Source organism: Actinomadura sp. B10D3, from assembly GCF_039871695.1.
In the GTDB taxonomy this organism is placed as follows: Bacteria; Actinomycetota; Actinomycetes; order Streptosporangiales; family Streptosporangiaceae; genus Spirillospora; species Spirillospora madurae.
This window is the reverse complement of the sequence record NZ_JBDPLY010000003.1, coordinates 288276-307789: the sequence shown is the minus strand read 5'-3', so window position 1 is coordinate 307789 and position 19514 is coordinate 288276. Positions and strand designations below refer to the sequence as shown.

17 protein-coding genes are annotated in these 19514 nt (G+C 74.3%); all 17 read right to left on the bottom strand.

From position 1 onward, the window contains the following. Positions 1 to 119: 119 nt before the first annotated feature. The 17 genes from ABGB11_RS07550 to rsmH all read right to left on the bottom strand — a co-directional run bounded on the left by ABGB11_RS07550 (position 120) and on the right by rsmH (position 19426). On the bottom strand, positions 120 to 1046 hold the full coding sequence (locus ABGB11_RS07550; RefSeq protein ID WP_347630208.1) for a DivIVA domain-containing protein: 927 nt from the start codon (positions 1044 to 1046) through the stop codon (positions 120 to 122). Between the two features lie 57 nt (positions 1047 to 1103). After that, positions 1104 to 1400, bottom strand: a complete 297-nt coding sequence (locus tag ABGB11_RS07545) for a YggT family protein (protein WP_021598409.1) — start codon at positions 1398 to 1400, stop codon at positions 1104 to 1106. A gap of 21 nt (positions 1401 to 1421) precedes the next feature. Then, positions 1422 to 1958 (bottom strand): cell division protein SepF, encoded by a 537-nt coding sequence (gene sepF / locus ABGB11_RS07540; protein WP_347630206.1) that lies wholly within the window; start codon positions 1956 to 1958, stop codon positions 1422 to 1424. Positions 1959 to 2063: 105 nt separating this feature from the next. Next, on the bottom strand, positions 2064 to 2792 hold the full coding sequence (locus tag ABGB11_RS07535; RefSeq protein WP_347630204.1) for a YggS family pyridoxal phosphate-dependent enzyme: 729 nt from the start codon (positions 2790 to 2792) through the stop codon (positions 2064 to 2066). After that, positions 2789 to 3517, bottom strand: coding sequence for a peptidoglycan editing factor PgeF (gene pgeF / locus ABGB11_RS07530; RefSeq protein WP_347630202.1), 729 nt, complete (start codon positions 3515 to 3517; stop codon positions 2789 to 2791). The genes ABGB11_RS07535 and pgeF overlap by 4 nt, the downstream gene beginning before the upstream one ends. Then, complete coding sequence (gene ftsZ, locus ABGB11_RS07525; RefSeq protein ID WP_347630200.1) at positions 3514 to 5022, bottom strand: cell division protein FtsZ; 1509 nt, start codon at positions 5020 to 5022, stop codon at positions 3514 to 3516. Before ftsZ ends, pgeF begins: the two co-directional genes overlap by 4 nt. Before the next feature lie 259 nt (positions 5023 to 5281). Beyond that, entirely contained in the window at positions 5282 to 6028 is a 747-nt protein-coding gene (locus tag ABGB11_RS07520) for an FtsQ-type POTRA domain-containing protein (RefSeq protein WP_347630198.1), read from the bottom strand. A gap of 61 nt (positions 6029 to 6089) precedes the next feature. Further along, complete coding sequence (murC, locus tag ABGB11_RS07515; RefSeq protein ID WP_347630196.1) at positions 6090 to 7499, bottom strand: UDP-N-acetylmuramate--L-alanine ligase; 1410 nt, start codon at positions 7497 to 7499, stop codon at positions 6090 to 6092. Continuing rightward, complete coding sequence (gene murG / locus ABGB11_RS07510; protein ID WP_347630194.1) at positions 7496 to 8590, bottom strand: undecaprenyldiphospho-muramoylpentapeptide beta-N-acetylglucosaminyltransferase; 1095 nt, start codon at positions 8588 to 8590, stop codon at positions 7496 to 7498. Before murG ends, murC begins: the two co-directional genes overlap by 4 nt. Positions 8591 to 8628: 38 nt before the next feature. Next, positions 8629 to 9828 (bottom strand): putative lipid II flippase FtsW, encoded by a 1200-nt coding sequence (ftsW, locus tag ABGB11_RS07505; protein WP_347630551.1) that lies wholly within the window; start codon positions 9826 to 9828, stop codon positions 8629 to 8631. Positions 9829 to 9883: 55 nt separating this feature from the next. Then, positions 9884 to 11338 carry a UDP-N-acetylmuramoyl-L-alanine--D-glutamate ligase gene (murD, locus tag ABGB11_RS07500; protein WP_347630192.1) on the bottom strand — a complete coding sequence of 485 codons (1455 nt, stop codon included), beginning with the start codon at positions 11336 to 11338 and terminating at the stop codon, positions 9884 to 9886. Next, positions 11320 to 12378 (bottom strand): phospho-N-acetylmuramoyl-pentapeptide-transferase, encoded by a 1059-nt coding sequence (mraY, locus tag ABGB11_RS07495; RefSeq protein WP_347630189.1) that lies wholly within the window; start codon positions 12376 to 12378, stop codon positions 11320 to 11322. Before mraY ends, murD begins: the two co-directional genes overlap by 19 nt. After that, positions 12375 to 13757, bottom strand: coding sequence for a UDP-N-acetylmuramoyl-tripeptide--D-alanyl-D-alanine ligase (gene murF, locus ABGB11_RS07490; protein WP_347630187.1), 1383 nt, complete (start codon positions 13755 to 13757; stop codon positions 12375 to 12377). The genes mraY and murF overlap by 4 nt, the downstream gene beginning before the upstream one ends. Next, the gene (locus ABGB11_RS07485; RefSeq protein ID WP_347630184.1) at positions 13754 to 15298 is read right to left on the bottom strand and encodes a UDP-N-acetylmuramoyl-L-alanyl-D-glutamate--2,6-diaminopimelate ligase; all 1545 of its coding nucleotides are present in this window, start codon (positions 15296 to 15298) and stop codon (positions 13754 to 13756) included. The genes murF and ABGB11_RS07485 overlap by 4 nt, the downstream gene beginning before the upstream one ends. Before the next feature lie 81 nt (positions 15299 to 15379). Further along, positions 15380 to 17650 (bottom strand): penicillin-binding transpeptidase domain-containing protein, encoded by a 2271-nt coding sequence (locus ABGB11_RS07480; protein WP_347630182.1) that lies wholly within the window; start codon positions 17648 to 17650, stop codon positions 15380 to 15382. 34 nt (positions 17651 to 17684) lie between these two features. Next, on the bottom strand, positions 17685 to 18449 hold the full coding sequence (locus tag ABGB11_RS07475; protein WP_347630180.1) for a hypothetical protein: 765 nt from the start codon (positions 18447 to 18449) through the stop codon (positions 17685 to 17687). Further along, complete coding sequence (rsmH, locus tag ABGB11_RS07470) at positions 18446 to 19426, bottom strand: 16S rRNA (cytosine(1402)-N(4))-methyltransferase RsmH (protein ID WP_347630178.1); 981 nt, start codon at positions 19424 to 19426, stop codon at positions 18446 to 18448. Before rsmH ends, ABGB11_RS07475 begins: the two co-directional genes overlap by 4 nt. Positions 19427 to 19514 lie beyond the last annotated feature (88 nt).

Sequence of the window (19514 nt, the reverse complement as noted above, 5' to 3'; positions counted from 1 at the left end):
TCGGGCCGCGCGAGGCCCGGCGGCCGGCGCACAGGATGGCCGTCCGGCGCCGCGGGGATGGCGGAGCCGCCATCCCCGGCGCGGCGATCAGGACGACACTATCGCCTGTGGCGGCCGGATCAGCGCCTGTCGTGCGGCGGGTTGTCGCCACCCGCGTGGAACGCGCCGGTCGCCGAGTGCTGGACCTGCTGGGCGTGCTCGGGCGACGGGAACTGGCCCGGTGCCGGGGCCGGGCCGCCGGCGCCGTTGCGGGTGTCGGCGTGCTGCAGCTGGCCCTGCGGCCCCGTCTGCGGGCCGGCCTGGGGAGCGGTCTGCTGGGCCTGCGAGGGCGCGGCGCCCGGGACGGCGGCGAACGCGCCCGTCTCGGTGCTGCCCGCCTCCAGGTCGCGCAGCTGGCCTTCCAGGTACACCTTCAGCCTGCTGCGGTACTCGCGCTCGAACGCGCGCAGGTTGTCGACCTCGCGCTCCAGCTCCTCGCGCTGCTGCACGAGCGAGCCCATGACCTGGCGGTGCCGCTCCTGGGCGTCGCGGTCGAGGGCCTCGGCGCGGGAGCGGGCCTCGCTGACGATCTGGTCGGCCTGCCGGCGGGCCTTGCCGAGGATCTCCTCGGCCTCCCGGCGGGCGCGGCCGAGCGTCTCGTCGGCCTCCCGGCGGGCGTCGGCGATCGCCTGGTCGGCGGTCTGCTGCGCGAGCGCCAGCACGCGGGCCGCGGTGTCCATGTTGTCCTCGCCGGTGGGCGCGGCGGCCATGCCGAGGCCGCCGAGCGCGGGCTCCGGCTCGGGCTGCGGCTGCGGCTCGGGGCGCGGCGGCTCGGGGATCTTCTGGACGTCCGGCTTCGGCTCCACGATGGGAGCGGCCATGGCGGGAACCTTGCCGCGCAGGCATTCGGCCAGCTTGGCCCGCAGCTCCTCGTTCTCCTGGATGAGGCGGTCCAGCTCTGCCTCGACCTCGTCGAGGAAGGCGTCCACCTCCTCCTCGTCGTACCCCGGCCTCAGCCTGGTGGTACTGAACTGCTTGTTCCGCACGTCGGCGGGTGTCAGCGGCATGTTCTCGTCTCCTTGGCGCGCTTGGAGTCTGTCCCCGAAGGACGGTATCCGATCGACCTAGCCTCCGCCGAATATCGAGCCGACGAAGATGATCAAGACCCAGACCACAAGGATGAGGACGGTGAAGCTGAGGTCGAGTGCAACGTTACCCAGCCGGATGGGCGGGATGAAACGCCTGAGCAGCTTGAGCGGCGGATCGGTGACCGTGTAGGTCGCCTCGGCTATCACCAGCACCACCCCGGTCGGCTTCCATTGCCGGGCAAAGGACTGCAGGACCTCCAGGACCAGCCTCCCGATCAGGAACAGGAGGAACAGGTACAGGATGCCCTGCAGGACGGATCCAACGATGTTCACGGATACTCTCGCATGTGCTTCTCAGCTTTGGTTGAAGAACCCTCGTTCTGCCATCCGGGCCTTGTCCTCCGCCGTCACCTCGACGTTGACGGGCGACAGCAGGAACACCTTGTTCGTAACACGCTCGATGCTCCCATGGAGGCCGAACACGAGACCAGCCGCGAAGTCGACGAGACGCTTGGCGTCGCTGTCGACCATCTCGGTCAGGTTCATGATCACGGGTGTGCCCTCCCGGAAGTGCTCCCCGATGGTCCTCGCCTCGTTGTAGGTCCTCGGGTGCAGCGTAGTGATACGAGCGAGGTCGGTGGTACCGGACTCGTAGAGCGCCACGGAGCGTCGCTCGATCGTGGACGTGGAGTGATGGTCGCGATCCCGGTCCGCGGCCTCGTCGGCTCGGGTAAGCTGACCGCCGGATTCGTCATCGCGACGGCGGCCCTGCCCGGTGTCGGTCTCCTCGTCGTAGACCTCGTACTCGTCGTACTCGCCGTACTTGTCGTCGTAGCGGTCGTCCTCCACAAGGCCGAGGTAGACCGCCATCTTGCGCATCGCGCTGGCCATACGTCCCTCCGTGTCCTGTGGTGGCGGTACCGGGCGCGTCCGACCCCGCCGATGGACTGATCCGTCGTGGCGCCCCACGTTCGGGCAGGTACCACTGGGGGGACATTACCTGACGATTGCCCGTCGGCCGCCGAGCAACGCCGTACCGACCCGCAGGTGTGTCGCGCCGCACGCGATCGCCTGCTCCAGATCGCCGCTCATACCCGCACTGACGATCCGGGCGTCCGGATGGTTCCGCCTGATCTCCGCCGCCGTCCCGGCGAGCCGGGTGAAGGCCGGCAGCGGGTCGGCGCCGAGCGGCGCGACGGCCATCACGCCGCCGAGCACCAGGCCGGGCGCCCCGGCGATCTCGTCCGCCAGTCCCGGAGCGTCGGCCGGGAGCACCCCGCCGCGCCCCCGCTCCTCCGCGGGCTCGTCCAGCGACACCTGGACGAGGCAGCGCAGCGTGCGGCCCGCGCGGACGGCGGCGTCCGACAGCGCGGCGACCAGCCGTGACCGGTCGACCGAGTGCACGACGTCGGCGTAGCCCGCGACGGCGCGGGCCTTGTTGGTCTGCAGCCGCCCGACGAAGTGCCAGGTGAGGGGGAGGTCGGCGCATTCGGCGGCCTTGGGGCGGGCCTCCTGGTCGCGGTTCTCGCCGACCTCGGTGAGGCCGAGTCCGGCCAGCAGCCGCACATCGGACGCGGGGAAGGTCTTGGTCACCGCGATCAGCGTGATCTCGCGCTCGTCGCGCCCGGCGGCGGCGCACGCGTCGGCGATGCGCCCGCGGACCGCGGCGATGCCCTCGGCGATCTCGGCGCGGCGGCGCTCGGAGCCGGGTTCCGCGCCGGTCACCCGTCGCCCTTCAGCCAGACATATCCGGCGAAGCGCCCGGTGCGTCCCTCGCGGCGGTAGGAGAACAGTCCCGGGTCCTCGATCGTGCAGCGCGGGTCGGTCTGCACGCGGCCGACCCCGGCGGACGCGAGCTGCTCGGCGACGCCGGCGCGGATGTCGAGGCCGGGGGTGCCCTTGGCGGTGGTGGCGTAGGCGGCGGGCACGGCGGCGGCGACCTCGTCCCGCATCGCGGCGGGCACCTCGTAGCAGCGGCCGCACGCGGCGGGACCGATGGCGGCGGCCATCCGCGCGGGCTCGGCGCCCCGCTCGCACATCGCCTTCACCAGGGCCGGGACGACGCCGGCGGCCGTGCCGGGCCGGCCGGAGTGCGCGGCGCCGACGACCCCGGCGACGGGGTCGGCCAGCAGCACGGGCGCGCAGTCGGCGACGAGGACGGCGAGCGCGAGGCCGGGCACGGTCGTGACGACCGCGTCGGCCTCGCCGGGAAGGTCGGGGGAGGTGGCGTGCGCGACGTCCGCGCCGTGCACCTGCCGCATGAACACGGTGCGCTCGGGGTCGGCGCCGAGCGCGGCCGCGGCGCGGCGCCGGTTGCCCAGGACGGCGGCGGGGTCGTCGCCGACCGCGCCGCCGAGGTTCAGGGAGTCGTAGGGGGGCCCGCTCACGCCGCCGGCGCGGGAGGTGAAGCCGGCGCCGACGCCGCCGCCCAGGGCGACGGTGGTGATCACTTCAGGAAGTCGGGGACGTCGAGGTCGTCGTCCTCGTCGAACACCACGGGACGGCGGCGCTGCCCGGAGGAGGCGGGGCCGCCGTCGTTCTCGCCCGCGTGGACGCGGGACGAGGGCTGCTCGGAGGACGGGCGGGGAGCGGGGGCCCGGGAGCCGCCGGACTCGCCGGGCGGGCCGGCCTCCCGGTCGCCGGGCGGGCCCGGCTGCCCGGACGGCGCGCCGTCCTGCGAGGCCTGCCGGTCGCCGCGCCCCGAAGGCCGGGCGTCCTGCCCCTGCCCGGACGGTTGCGGCCGGTCGCCTTCGGATCGCTGCGCCGCCGGCGCGGACTGGCCGGACTGCGCGGACTGGGCGGACTGGGCGGACTGGGCCGGCGCGGCGGCGGCCTGCGCCACCGACGGCTGCGTGCCCTGCTGGGCCGACGCCTGCTGCCCGGCGGGCTCGGACCGCCCGACCCGGCTGGGGATCGGGTTGACCGGCGCGGCCGGGGAGGGCGGCGGGACCGGACGCGGGGGCGGGGGCAGCCGCTTGCTCTCCGGCTCCGGTGCCGGTTTGGAAGGGCGCCCCTCGTCAAAACCCGCCGCGATCACCGTGACCCGGACCTCGTCGCCGAGCGCGTCGTCGATGACCGCGCCGAAGATGATGTTGGCGTCCGGCGCGGCCGCGTTGGAGACCAGCTGCGCGGCCTCGTTGATCTCGAAGAGGCCGAGGTCGGAGCCGCCGGAGATGGACAGCAGCACGCCGTGCGCGCCGTCGATGCTGGCCTCCAGCAGCGGGCTGGAGATCGCCATTTCGGCCGCGGCCACCGAGCGGTCGTCGCCGCGCGCCGAGCCGATGCCCATCAGCGCCGAACCGGCGCCCGACATGACGGACTTGACGTCGGCGAAGTCCAGGTTGATCAGGCCGGGTGTGGTGATGAGGTCGGTGATGCCCTGGACACCGGACAGCAGCACCTGGTCGGCCGCCTTGAAGGCGTCCAGCACGCTGACCTGCCGGTCGGAGATCGACAGCAGCCGGTCGTTGGGGATCACGATGAGGGTGTCGACCTCGTCGCGCAGCGTCTCGATGCCGGCCTCGGCCTGCATGGCGCGGCGCTTGCCCTCGAAGCTGAACGGCCGGGTCACGACGCCGATGGTGAGCGCGCCGAGCGAGCGGGCGATGTTGGCGACGACGGGCGCGCCGCCGGTGCCGGTGCCGCCGCCCTCCCCGGCGGTGACGAACACCATGTCGGCGCCCTTGAGGACCTCCTCGATCTCCTCCCGGTGGTCCTCGGCGGCCTTGCGGCCCACGTCCGGGTTGGCCCCGGCGCCGAGGCCGCGCGTGAGCTCGCGGCCCACGTCCAGTTTCACGTCGGCGTCACTCATCAGCAGCGCCTGGGCGTCCGTGTTGATCGCGATGAACTCGACGCCCTTGAGTCCCTCTTCGATCATCCTGTTGACGGCGTTGACGCCGCCGCCGCCGATTCCGACGACCTTGATGACCGCGAGGTAATTCTGCGGTGCTGCCACGACGAGGGGCCTTTCCGCTCTCTCCGACCGCCCTGCCCGGTCTGCCGACCGTGCCGTCGCGGTGTTTCCCGACCTGTGAGCATGTGGGTGCGGGACGAACCCTCACCCTCAACTTGAGGCTTACACTTATGTCAACCTGAGGACTGATACGGACAGTAGGGCGGCCTTACCGCCAGGGTCAACTAACCTCCCCCGAACTCCACCGGCGTGTCGCGGCCGGCACGGGTTCGCCCAGGTTGCCCGGTTCCTCGGCGGTGGTTCATTTGGTCTTCAGCACCTCGGGCGAGCTGATGTCGACGGTGCGCACGGCGCGCCCGGCCGCGGTGCGCCGCAGGGCGTCCAGCAGCCGGATCTTCTCCTGTGCCCGCTCCGCCGCGCCCCACACCACCGTCTGACCGCCGTCCATGTGCAGGGTGACGGCCTCCGGGCCGGTCGCCTCGACCTCGGCGACCTTCGCGGCGAGCCGTTCGGGCAGGTCGGACAGCACACCGAGCGCCGCGAGGGTCGCCCGGTCGGACGGCCCGGGCGAGGCGACCGACAGCGCCGGAAGCCCGGACGGACGGGTCGCGCGGTCGGCGACGGCGACGCCGTGCTCGTCGAGCAGCTGGAAGCGCCCGCGGCGCTCGAAGACGGCCACCGGCACCCGTTCCCGGACGACGATGCGGACCGTCCCCGGCCACTGCCGCTCGATCCTCGCCGACTCGACCTCGCGCAACCGCTCCACCCGGGCCTGGACGGTGCCCGTCGCGAGCCGCGCCATCGGCGTGCCGAGATCGATCCCGGCGGCGGCGACCACCCGGTCGCGCGGCGCCAGGTGGGTGCCGGTCACCTCGACGTGCCGGACCACCAGAAGCCGGGACCCGAGCAGCACCCACGACACCGCGCCGAGCGCGCCGACCACCAGCAGGGCGACGAAGACGACCTTCCACCGGCCCGGGCGGCCGCGCGGGGCCGCCGCGGCGTCCTCGCCCGGCGCCTCCCGCCGCTCCGCCTGCGCCTCGGTCATGGTCCAAGCTTGGCAGCGATCCCCCCGTCCGCCGCCGACCCCGCGGGCGGCGGCGTGTCACTCACGCGCCCGCGAGCCGCTCCAGCACGAGCGGGCCGAGCTGCGTCACGTCGCCGGCGCCGAGGGTGATGACGATGTCGCCGGGTCGGGCGAGCGCGGCGGCGGTGCCGGGCGCCTCGTCCCGGACGGGCACGTAGACGGCCTCGGTGCCGGCCGGGACGGCGTCCGCGACCAGCGCGCCCGTCACACCGGGCTCGGGATCCTCGCGGGCGCCGTAGACGTCGAGGACGACCGCGGCGTCGGCGAGGCCGAGCGCCGCGCCGAACTCGGCGGCGAAGAACCGGGTGCGGCTGTACAGGTGCGGCTGGAACACCGCGACGATCCGGCCCTGCCCGCCCTTCTCCCCGAGGTAGCCGCGGGTCGCCTCCAGATCGGCGATCAGCTCGGTCGGGTGGTGGGCGTAGCTGTCGAACACCTCGACGCCGCCCGCCTCGCCCTTGCGCTCCAGCCGCCGCATCGCGCCGCCGAACCCGGCGAGGCCCTCCCGGACGGACGCCTCGTCCACGCCGAGGGACCGGGCGACCGCGACGACGGCGGCGGCGTTCAGCGCGTTGTGCCGCCCGGGGACGGCCAGCGCCACCTCGCCGGCGCCCTCGATCTCGAACCGGGAGCCGAGGCCGCGCGGGGTGAACCCGGACACCCGCAGGTCGGCGCCCTCGGCCTCGCCGTAGGTCAGCACGGTCAGCCCGCGCGCCCGCGCCCGGCCGGCCAGCTCCATCGCGACCGGGTCGTCGGCGCCGGCGACGAGCGTCCCGCCCGGCTCGATCCGGTCGACGAACCGCGCGAAGTTCTCCCGCACCATCTCGAAGCCGCCGTAATTGTCGAGGTGGTCGGCCTCGACGTTGGTGACGACCGCGACGTGCGGGGTGTACATGAGGAACGAGCCGTCGCTCTCGTCGGCCTCCGCGACGAACACGTCCCCGGAGCCCTCGTCGGCGCCGAGGCCCGTGGTGACGAGCTGCCCGCCGATGCAGTAGGACGGGTCCGCGCCGGCGTGCTGGAGCGCCACCGTGAGCATCGACGTCGTGGTGGTCTTGCCGTGCGTGCCGGCGACGGCCACCGCGCGGCGGCCCGCCATCAGCGAGGCCAGCGCCTCGGAGCGGTGCAGGACGCGCAGGCCCCGCTCGCGCGCCGCGACCAGCTCGGGGTTGTTCTCCCGGATCGCCGTGGACACCACGACCGTGTCGGCGTCGCCGACGTGCGCGGCGTCGTGCCCGACGAAGACCTTGGCGCCGAGGTCGCCGAGCTGGCCGAGCAGCTCGGAGTCGCGGGCGTCGCTGCCGGACACGCCGATCCCGCGGCGCAGCATGATGCGGGCGATGCCGGACATCCCGGCGCCCCCGATCGCGATGAAGTGGACCCGGCCGAGCTCGCCGGCGGGTACCACCTCCCCCGGGCCGATCAGGCTCATCGTGCGGCGCCCGCGGAGTGGACCACCTCGTGGACCATCCGGGCGAGCGACACGTCGGCGTCGCGGCGGCCCATCCGGCCGGCGGCCTCGGACATGTGCGCGACGCGGGCCGGGTCGGCCAGCACCGGCAGCAGGTTCCGGGCGATCCAGTCGGGCGACAGCTCGGCGTTGTCGACCAGCATGCCGCCGCCCGCCGCGACGATCGGCTCGGCGTTCAGCCGCTGCTCGCCGTTGCCGATCGGGAGCGGGACGTACACCGCGGGCAGCGCGACCGCGGCCAGCTCGGCGCACGTCATCGCGCCCGCCCGGCACATCGCCATGTCGGCGGCGGCGTAGGCGAGGTCCATCCGGTCGCAGTACGGGATCGTGACGTACTGCGGGCCGTCGGACGCCGGCTCGGGCTCCTCGGTGTTCTTCGGCCCGACGATGTGCAGCACCTGGATGCCCGCCTGCCGGAAGTACGGCGCGGCGGCCACCGCGGCCTGGTTCAGCGAGCGGGCGCCCTGCGAGCCGCCGAAGATCAGCAGCGTGGGCAGGTCGGGGAGCAGGCCGAAGTAGGAGCGGGCCTTGTCGCCCATCGCGAGGCGGTCCAGCGTCGCGATCTCGCGGCGCAGCGGGATCCCGACGAACGTGGCGTTCGGCAGCGGCGAGTCGGCGTGCGACACCGCGACGTGCTCGGTGAAGCGGGCGCCGAGCTTGTTGGCCAGGCCCGGCTTCGGGTTGGCCTCGTGCACGATGATCGGCACCTTGCGCTTGCGCGCGGCGAGGTAGCCGGGGGTGGCGACGTAGCCGCCGAACCCGACCAGGATGTCGGCCTGCGCCTGGTCGAGGACGGACGCGGCCGCGTTGATCGCCCCGCGCAGGCGGCCGGGCACCGACAGCAGCTGCGGGGTCAGCGTGCGCGGCAGCGGCACCGGAGGGATCAGGGCGAGCTCGTAGCCCCGCTGCGGGACGAGCCGGGTCTCCAGCCCCCGCTCGGTCCCGAGGCAGACGATCCCGGTGTTCGGGTCGTTGCGGCGCAGCGCGTCGGCGAGCGCCAGGGCGGGCTCGATGTGTCCGGCGGTGCCGCCGCCGGCCAGGACAACCCTCATGCTCCTTGACAACTCCTCAGCGTGTTCGAAGGGGGGATTCAACGCCGTGCCAGACCCAGCCAGCTTAGAGCCCTCACGACCGGTCCGGGACCCCGTGCGGAGAGTGCTTGCCGCGCGCCCGGCTCGCGTTTGGCGAACGCGAGCAGCATCCCGAGCGCGAACAGCGTCGGGATGAGCGCCGAGCCCCCGTAGGAGACGAGCGGGAGCGGGATCCCGGTGATGGGGAGGACGCCGATGACGGCGCCGATGTTCACGATCGCCTGCACGACCAGCCATGCGGTGGCGCCCGCGGCGGCGAGCCGGGTGAACGGGTCCTTCACCCGGCGGGCGATCCGCAGCCCCGCGTAGGCGAGCATCCCGACGAGGGCGAGGACGACGAGGGTGCCGACGAGCCCGAACTCCTCGCCCACGATCGCGAAGATGAAGTCGGTCTCGGCGTGCGGGAGGTAGTCCCACTTGGCGCGCCCCTCGCCGAGGCCCGTGCCGAACAGGCCGCCGGAGGCGACCGCGAACAGCCCCTGCGTGCCCTGGTAGTTGGTGGTGAGCTGGTTTCCGGACGGGTCGAGGAAGCCGGTGAGCCGCTGCATCCGGTACGGCTCGACGACGATGAGGATCGACACGAGCAGGCACACCAGGCCGGCGATGCCGACGAACAGCCGTCCGGGCGCGCCGACCACCCACAGCAGCGCCAGGAAGATCGTGAGGAGGACCAGCGTGGTGCCGAGGTCGCTGCCCAGCATGACCAGCAGGACGAGCACCCCGGCCCCCGGCATCAGCGGCACCAGCAGCGGCCGCCATTCGGTGAGCTGGCCGAGCCGGTCCTTGCGTGCCAGCAGGTCGGCGCCCCACAGCACCAGGGCGAGCTTGGCCAGCTCGGACGGCTGGATCTGCACCGGGCCGAGGTCGACCCACCGGGTGGCGCCGCCCGCGCTGCGGCCGAGGCCGGGCACCAGCACCAGCGCCAGCGCGACGACCGACAGCAGCAGCAGCGGGTAGGCGAGCGCGCGGAACGTCTTGACCGGCAGCCGGGACGCCACCCACATGCCGGGCAGCCCGATCGCCACCCACATGGCCTGCTTCTGGAACAGCGTGTAGGCCGAGCCCGTCGCCTGGAGCTGCTTCACGCTGGACGCCGACAGCACCATCGTCAGGCCGAGCGCGAGCAGCATGACCGAGCAGCCCAGCACCAGGTAGTAGGAGGTGAGGGGCCGGTCGAGCAGCCCGACGGCGGCGACCACCTGCTCGCGCGGCCCGGGGCGCCGGGCGCCCTCCTCCCCCGCGGCGGCGGTCACGTCATCGGGTGCCGCCGGGGGCGTCCCCCGGGCGGGCGGGCCGGGCGGCCTCGGCGAGGCGCTCGACGGAGGCGATGAAGGCGTCCCCGCGGGCCGGGTAGTTGGCGAACATGTCGAAGGACGCCCCGACAGGGGCGAGCAGCACGGTGTCCCCGGGGCGGGCGAGGCCGGAGGCTTCGGTGACGACGCGGTCCATGGCCCCAGTGTCGGTGTCGGGGACGTCCACCACGGGGACATCCGGCGCGTGTCGCGCGAGTGCCTCGGCGATCCGGTGCCGGTCGCGTCCCATCAGCACCACGCCGCGCAGCCGCCCGGCGCACGAGCGGACCAGGTCGTCGACGTCCAGCCCCTTGAGGAGGCCGCCGGCGATCCACACGACCGGCTCGTAGGCGGCGAGGGACGCGGCGGCGGCGTGCGGCTGGGTGGCCTTGGAGTCGTTGACGTAGGCGACGCCGCCGACGTCGGCGACGTGCTGGATGCGGTGCGGGTCGGGGACGAACGCGCGCAGGCCCTCGCGGACGGCCTCGGGCGGCACCCCGAACGCGCGGGCGAGCGCGGCGGCGGCGAGCGCGTTGGCGACGTTGTGCGGCGCGAACGGGCGGACGTCGGTGAGCGCGGCCAGCTCCGCCGCCTCCCGCGCGGGGTCTCCGGTGAAGGCCCGGTCGACGAGCAGCTCCTCGACGACGCCGAGCTCGCCGGCACGCGGCACCTGGAGGGTGAAGCCGGCCCGGCCGCGCACGCCCCCGGCGCGTTCGGCCAGCGCGGCGGACGTGGCGTCGTCGGCGTTGAACACCGCGACGCAGCCCGGTGCGAAGATCTTGGCCTTGGCCCCGACGTAGGCGTCCATGGAGCCGTGCCAGTCGAGATGGTCGGGCGCGATGTTCAGCACCGCCGCCGCCTGCGGGGCGAGCGAGTTCGACCAGTGCAGCTGGTAGCTCGACAGCTCCACCGCGAGCACGTCGTGGTCCCCGCTCACGGCCTCCACGATGGGCGTGCCGACGTTGCCCACGGCGAGCGCCCTGTGGCCGGCGGCGGTGAGCATGCACGCCAGCATCCGGACGGCGGTCGTCTTGCCGTCCGTCCCGGTGATGGCCAGCCACGGCGCGGCGCCCTCGGGACGCAGCCGCCACGCCAGCTCCACCTCGCCGATGATCTCGATGCCGGCCTCGGCGGCCGCGGCGAGCAGCGGCACGTCCGGCCGCCAGCCCGGCGAGGTCACGACGAGCCCGGTGCCCGCCGGGAGGCTCTCGCCGTCGCCGAGCCGGACGGCGGCCCCGCGGGCCTCCAGCTCGGCGGCGTGCCCGCGCTGCTCCTCGCCGTCGCGGGCGTCCACGACGGTGACGCGGGCGCCCCGCGCGGCGAGGGCGCGGGCGGCGGCGCGGCCGGACACACCGAGCCCCGCCACGCACACGGGCAGGCCGTCCCAGGGGCGGTCGCTCACTTCTTCGGCATCCATTCCAGGTAGAACAGCCCGATGCCCATCGCGGTGAACAGCGCCGACATCAGCCAGAAGCGCACGACGATCGTGGTCTCGGCCCAGCCGGACAGCTCGAAGTGGTGCTGCAGCGGGGCCATCTTGAAGACCCGTTTCTTGGTCAGCTTGAACCCGCCGACCTGGATCATCACCGACAGCGTGATCATCACGATGAGGCCGCAGAGGATGGCGAGCAGGAACTGGGTGCGGGTGAGGATGGCCAGGCCGACCAGCACGCCGCCGAGGGCGAGCGAGCCGGTGTCGCCCATGAAGATCTTCGCGGGCGGGGCGTTCCACCACAGGAACCCGAACACGCCGCCGAGCACGGCCGCGGCGACCACCGCGAGGTCGAGGGGGTCGCGGACGCTGTAGCAGTTGGGGGCGAGGGCGGCGGCGCAGCTGTTGCGCAGCTGCCAGTTGCCGATGATCACGTAGGCGGCCAGCACCATGCCGGCCGGGCCCGCGGCGAGGCCGTCCAGCCCGTCGGTGAGGTTCACGCCGTTGGACATGGCCGCGATGAGCAGCAGCGCCCACACCACGAACAGGTACGGGCCGATCGAGGGGCCGAAGTCGCGCAGGAAGGACAGGTGGGGGTCGGCGGGGGTGATGTCGTAGCCGTTCGGGAAGTTCAGCGACGCGACGGCGAACACGACGCCGACGAGGACGATGCCGATCATCTTGGCGCCGCTGCGCAGGCCGAGGCTGCGCTGCTTGAACACCTTGATGTAGTCGTCCACGAACCCGACCAGGCCGAGGCCGCTCATCAGGAACAGCACGAGGAGGCCCGAGATGGTGGGCGCCTCGCCGGTGACCAGGTGCGCCGCGGCGTAGCCGACCAGCGAGCCGACGATGAAGACCGTCCCGCCCATCGTGGGGGTGCCGCGCTTGTTCAGGTGCGCCTCGGGGCCCTCGTCCCGGATCATCTGGCCGTAGCCCAGCCGGTTCACGATCCGGATCCACACCGGCGTGCCGACCATCACGAAGATCAGCGCGATCCCCGCGGCGAGGATGATGTTGGTCATCGGCCGTCCTCCGCGAGGATCGCCTCGGCCACCCGTTCCAGGCCGGCCACCCGGGAGCCCTTCACCAGCACGACGTCCCGCGGCGCGAGCCGCTCCCTGAGCACGGTCACCGCCGCGCCGACGTCATCCACCTGTACGCACTCTCCCGTCCATGACGCCACCTGCCCGGCCCCTTCGGCCATCGCCGCCGCGTTCGCGCCGACCACGACGAGTCCGGCGATCCCGCTGCGCGCGACATGCTGCCCGATCTTGGCATGTTCCGCCACGGACGAGTCACCCAGTTCGGCCATCTCCCCCAGGACCGCGTACGCGCGGCGCCCGCGGGCCATGTGGACGAGCACGTCGAGCGCGGCGCGGGTCGAGTCGGGGTTGGCGTTGTAGGCGTCGTTCACCACGGTCACGCCGTCGGCCCGCTCGGTGACCTCCATCCGCCACCGGCTGACCGGCACGGCCTCCGACAGCGCCGCGGCGACCGCGTCCGGGGCGAGCCCGGCCGCGCGGGCGGCGGCGGCCGCGGCGAGCGCGTTCGGGACGGCGTGCGCGCCGTGCAGCCGCAGCGCGACCGGCGCCGCCCCCTCCGGCGTGACGAGGGTGAACCGGGCCCGGCCCTGGTCGTCGAGGGTCTCGTCCTCGGCGCGCACCACCGCGTCCGGGGAGCGGCCGAAGGTGACGACCTCGCCCTCGGTGCGCGCGGCCATCGCGGCGACCAGCGGGTCGTCCGCGTTGAGGACGGCGGTCCCGCCCGGCGGCACCGCCTCCACGATCTCGCCCTTGGCGCGGGCGATGTTCTCTCGGCTTCCGAACTCGCCGACGTGCGCGGTGCCGACGTTCAGCACGACGCCGACGTCCGGGCGCGCGATGCCGGTCAGGTAGGCGATGTGGCCGATCCCGCGGGCGCCCATCTCCAGGACGAGGTGGCGGGTCTCGGCGTCGGCGCGCAGCACGGTGAGCGGCAGCCCGATCTCGTTGTTGAACGAGCCGGGCGGGAAGACCGTCGGGCCCGCGGTGCTCACGACCTGCGCGATGAGGTCCTTGGTGGAGGTCTTGCCGGCCGAGCCGGTGACCGCGACGACGGTCAGGTCCGGCAGCCGCTCCAGCAGGCCCCCGGCGAGCCGTCCGAGCGCCTCCTGGACGTCCGGGACGAGCACGCACGGCCCGTCCGCCGGGCGCTGCGCGAGCACCGCCGCGGCGCCCGACGCCAGCGCCCCGGACGCGAAGTCGTGCCCGTCCGCGCGCTCGCCCTTCAGCGCCGCGAACAGCGCCCCGGGCTCCACCACGCGGGAGTCGATGACCACGGGACCGCTCACCACGACGTCCGGAGGCCCGTGAACGGTGCCTCCCGTGATCTCCGCGATCGTCGACAGCGGAAGTGGGATCACGCCTGCGTCCCGTCCCCTCTGATTCCCTCGGTACGGCGCCGGAGGGCCGCGCGGACGACCTCGCGGTCGTCGAACGGATGCACCTCGCCCGCCACGTTCTGGCCCTGCTCATGTCCCTTGCCCGCGACGACGAGGACGTCGCCGCGGCGGGCCCGGCCGACGGCCAGGCCGATCGCGGCGGCGCGGTCGGGCTCCACGACGATGTGCGCGCGCTCCGGCTGCGGCACCTTCAGCCCGCCCTCGACCATAGCGGCGAGGATCGCGAGCGGATCCTCCGACCGCGGGTTGTCGTTGGTGAAGTACGCGGTGTCGGCGAGCCGGGCGGCGGCCTCGCCCATCAGCGGGCGCTTGCCCCGGTCGCGGTCGCCGCCGCAGCCGAGCACGACGACGAGGTCGCCCTCGGTGACCGGCCGCAGCGCGTTCAGCACGGCCTCGACCGCGCCCGGCTTGTGCGAGTAGTCGACCAGGGTCACGAAGTCCTGGCCCTCGTCGACCCGCTCCAGGCGGCCGGGGACGCCGGGCAGGGACGCGACCCCGCGGACCGCGGCCTGCAGCGGGATGCCCGCCTCGACCAGCGCCACGATCGCGGCGAGCGCGTTGGCGACGTTGAACGGGCCGGCGAGCCGGACCTCCCCGTCGGCCTCGATGCCGCCGGGCCCGACGACGCGGAACACGCCGCCGTCGGCGCCGACGCGCACGTCCTCGGCCCGCCAGTCGGCGGCCGGGTCTCCGGTCGGCGAGAACGTCGTCGCCGGGACCGTGGCGATCTCCAGCAGCTCGCGGCCGTAGTGGTCGTCGAGGTTGATCACGCCGACGCGGGAGTACTCGGGCGTGAACAGCCTCGCCTTGGCGAGGAAGTAGTCCTGCATGGTCGGGTGGTAGTCCAGGTGGTCCTGGGACAGGTTGGTGAACACCGCGACCTCGTAGCGTGCGCCGCCGACCCGGCCCTGCACGAGGGCGTGGCTGGAGACCTCCATCGCGGCGGCGCCGACCCCGCGCTCGCGCATCATCGCCAGGAGCGCGTGCAGGTCGGTGGCCTCCGGCGTGGTCAGCGCGCTCGGCACCCGGTCGCCGCCCACCCGGATCTCCACGCCGCCGACCAGCCCGGTCTCGATCCCCGCCGCGCGCAGGCCCGCGTCCAGCAGGAACACCGTGGTGGTCTTGCCGCTGGTGCCGGTGACGCCGATGAGGGTGATGTCGCGCCCGGGCTCCCCGTACACCCAGGACGCCGCGTCGCCGAGCCGCGCCCGGACGTCGGAGGTCACGAGGACCGGCAGGCCCGTCGCCGAGGCCCGGTCGTGCCCGTCGGGGTCGGTGAGGATCGCGGCCGCGCCGGCCCCGGCGGCCTGGGCGGCGAACTGGGCGCCGTGCGCGCGGGCGCCGGGCAGCGCCGCGTAGACGTCGCCGGGCTGCACCGCCCGGGAGTCGTGCGTGATCCCGGTGACCCGGACCCGGTCCCATCCGTCCCGTTCGTCCCGTCCGATGCCGAGGAGCGCCGCGAGCCCGCTCAGCGGGCGAGCCGGATTGGTGGTGGGACGCATGGCTGTTCTTTCGGTGCGAGCGGAACGGGACTGCTGGGACACGGGTGGTGGACTCACAGGCGAGGAGGGTACTCGCTGCCGTCAGTCTCGGGCGTGGATCTCGATGATCGGCGGGCGGCTCCCCGTCGGCGGGATCTTCTCGGACTGCAGAGCGAAGCTCATCACGTCCTTGAAGACCGGAGCGGCCGCATCGCCACCATAGTGGCTGCCCCGCTTCGGGTCCTGCAGGACCACCTGGACGACCAGCCGCGGATCGTCCGCGGGCGCGAATCCGGCGAACGACGCGGTGTAGCCGCCGCCGTCGTAGCAGCCGCAGCGCGGGTTGACGATCTCGGCGGTGCCGGTCTTGCCGGCGACGCGGTAGCCCTTGATCTGGGCCTTCGGAGCGGTGCCCTCCTTGGTCGTGACGCCCTCCAGCATGTCGCTGATCTGCCGCGCGGTCCGCGCGCTGATGACCTGCCTGCGCTCGGGCGCCGGCGCGGGCGTGAACCTGTCGTGCTCACCGACGGTGCCGGCGATCAGGTTCGGCGCGACGCGGACGCCGCCGTTGGCGATGGTCGCGTACACGCTCGCCATCTGCACCGCGTTGACCGACACCGTCTGCCCGAACGCGATCGGGTAGCGGTCGGTGCCGGACCACTCGGCCGGCGGCTCCAGCAGGCCGGGCGTCTCGCCCGGCAGCGGCAGCCCGGTCTTCTGGCCGAACCCGAAGTCGCGCAGCGTCTGGTAGAGCCGCTGCGAGGTGATGCTCTCGCTCGCCATGATGGTGCCGACGTTGCTGGACTTGGCGAGCACGCCGGCGAACGTGAGCCGCTCGGGCGCGTGGCGGTGCGAGTCGCGGAACGTCACGTCGTACTTCTTGATCCGGTCGGGGACGGTGTAGGGGGTCCGCGGCGTGACGCCGCCGTGCTCCATGACGGCGGCTGCCGTGACGACCTTGCCGGTGCTGCCCGGCTCGTAGGCGTCCTGGACGAGCGGACTGCCCCAGCGGGACCGGGAGGACCGGGCGTAGCGGTTCGGGTCGAACCCGGGCGCGGAGGCCATGGCGAGCATCCGGCCCGTGCGCGGGTCCATGACGATCACGCTGCCGCCGTCCGCGCGGGTGGCCCGGACCTGCTTCTCGATCGCCTCCTGCGCCTCGAACTGCAGGTCGCGCTGCAGCGTCAGGCGGACGCCCCGGCCCGGCACGGAGGGGCGCTTCTGGTCCTCGCCCATGGGGATGTGCTGGCCCTCGGGGCTGATCTCCACCCGCTGCCAGCCCGCCTTCCCGGCGAGCAGGCCGTTCAGGGAGCTCTCCAGCCCCGCGGCGCCCTTCCCCGAGTCGTTCACGAACCCTATGACGCTCGCGGCCAGCGAATCGTTGGGATACTCCCGGCGATATTCCGGCAAAGTCCCGATGCCGAGGAAGTTCCACGAGCTGACCAGCCGCGCCTGGTCGGGGCGGACGCCGTGCGCCAGGTACACGAACCGGGTCCCGGTCTTGCTGATCTGCTTCATCAGGGTCGCCGGGTTCAGCCCGAGCGTCGGGGCGAGCGCGTTGACGATCGGCTGCCGCTTCTCGGGCTTGATCAGCGACGGGTCGGCGAAGATCGCCCGCGCCTCCACGGTCATCGCGAGCGGGTTGCCGTGCGCGTCGGTGATGTCGCCGCGGACGGCGGGCAGCGTGATGTCGCGCACCCGCTGCTTCATCGCCTGCTCGGTGTACTTGCCGGACTCGATCGTCTGGAGCTGGACGAGCCGCCCCGCGAACAGCGACAGCACGAACGCGACGACGAGCAGCCCGACGTTGAGCCGCTTGAGCGGGTCGCGCCGGTGGAACGGCATCCGGGGGCGCGGCCCCTGCCCCGGCGACCGCCTGCCGCCGGACCCGCCGGGCCGCGGGCCGCGCGGCGCCGCGCCGCCGGCCCCCGCGCGCGGAGACCGGCCGTCGCGCGCCGTCCGGGCGGTGTCCTTCTTACCGGGCGCGGTTCTGGCCGCCCCCTTCCGCGCGGGCTGCCGGACGGGCGCCCCTGCGGCGCCCTTGGGCCGCGTTTCCTTGCGGGAGGCCTCCTTACGGGGGGCCTCCTTGCGAGAAGCCTCCTTGCGGGAGGCTTCTTTGCGGGGGGCGGGCACCATGCCGCTGCGCGCGGGACGGCGGGCGGCGCTGCCCTTCTTGCCCGGCCGTCCCGCGCCGTCGGCGCGCCCGCCGGCGGGCGGGCGGGGCGTTCCTCCGGTCTGACGCCCGGACGCGCGCGCCGCGCCCGGGCCGTTCTTGTCGTCCCGCCCGGCCGCGCCGCGGGGACCGCGCCCGTCCGAGCCGCGTTTCCGGCCGGGCGGGGGCCCGGCGGCACCGCGTCCCGGCCGTTTCGTCACCGTGTCCCCCGCTCCCCGATGGGCCCGCGTCCGATCACGGCGCCCCGTTCCCGGTGCCCTGGCCCGTGCGGTGGCCCGCCCCCTGGCCGGAGCCCTGACCGGCGCCCTGGCTGGCCCCGGTGCGGGGGTCGGCGGGCGGGACGCCGTCGCCGGGCACCACGGTGCCGGGGACGCCGAGGACGCCCGCCGCGCCGGCCGACGCCGCGGCCGCGTGCGGGACCGGTCGGATCCGGCCGCCGTTCGCGCGGCCGGTGTCGGTGGAGAAGAAGGCCGGGTTCTCGCCCTTCTTCATGCCGAGCGCCTCGGCCTTGTTCGACAGCTGCTGCGGGGAGCCCTCGCGCGCGATCTCCTCCTCGTAGGCCTGACGCTGCTGTTCGAGCTGCTTGTTGCTCTGCTGCAGCCGCGTCAGCGTGAACGCGTCCTTGGCGAGGACGGTGTTGAGCAGCAGCAGGCTGACCAGGGCGCCGCCGAGCAGGCCGACGATGAGCAGCACGAACGGCGTCCGCGGCGCCGCCTGGGCGGAGCGGCGCGACGCGGCCGGCCTCGAACTCTTGGCGTCCGTGCTCTTGGCGGGCGCGGCCTTCGCCGTCTTCGCGGCGGTGGACTCGCCCCTGGCCGGCGCGTCCTTGACCGGCGCCTTCTTGGCGGGTGCCTTCTTGACCGGCGCCTTCGTGGCGGGCGCCTTCGTGGCGGGCGCCTTCGTGGCCGGTGCCTTCGTGGCCGGGGCGGCGCCGTCCGGGCGCTCCGGGGCCCGCTTCTTCGGCGTCCTGGCCGGCGGGCGCCTGCTCGTCGTCGTCATGTCGCCTCCCGGACCCGCTCCGCGGCGCGCAGCCGCACCGATCCGGCCCGTGGGTTGGTCGTGGTCTCCTCGTCGGACGGCACCTCGGCCCCGCGGGTCAGGAGCCGGAACCTCGGCTCGTGCTCCGGCAGCGGGACGGGCAGGTCCGGCGGGGTGGTGTCGGCCGCCTGGGCGGCGAGGACCTGCTTGGTGATGCGGTCCTCAAGGGAGTGGTAGCTGAGGACGGCGACCCGGCCCCCGACCGGGAGCGCGTCCAGGGCGGCGGGCAGCGCCCGGCGCCAGATGTCGAGCTCGCCGTTCACCTCGATGCGCAGCGCCTGGAACGTCCGCTTGGCCGGGTTGCCGCCGGTGCGGCGCGTCGCGGCCGGGATGGAGGTGCGCACCAGGTCGGCGAGCCGCCGGGTGGACTCCAGCGGGGCGCGCTCGCGCTCCCGGACGATCGCCGCGGCGATCCGCTGGGCGAACCGCTCCTCGCCGTACTCGCGCAGGATTCGGGCGAGCTCGGCGGGCGGGTAGCCGTTGACGACCTCCGCCGCGGTGAGGCTCTGCGTGCGGTCCATCCGCATGTCGAGCGGGGCGTCGTACGAATAGGCGAAGCCGCGGCCGGACTCGTCCAGTTGCGGAGAGGAGACGCCGAGGTCGAACAGCACGGCGTCCACCGCGGGGACGCCGAGCCTGCGCAGCACCGCGGGGATCTCGTCGTAGACGGCGTGCTCCAGGGTCGCGCGGTCCCCGAACGGGGCGAGGCGGCGCGCGGACCGCTCCAGCGCGGTGGTGTCCCGGTCGAGGCCGATGAGGCGCAGCTCCGGGACGGCCCGCAGCATCGCCTCGGCGTGGCCGCCCATGCCGAGCGTGGCGTCGAGGTACACGGGCGCGCGGCCGGTGACGGCCTCGGCGGCGGGGACGAGCAGCTCCAGAACGCGACCGAGCATCACCGGTACGTGACCGGCGCCGTTCGCGTGGTTCCCCACGTCCATGCTTCACCCCCTGTACTGCCACCTCGCTCGCGGACTGTGTGGCATCGCCGGACCGGACCGTCCCACCCCCGGCGGCGGCCTCGCCCGG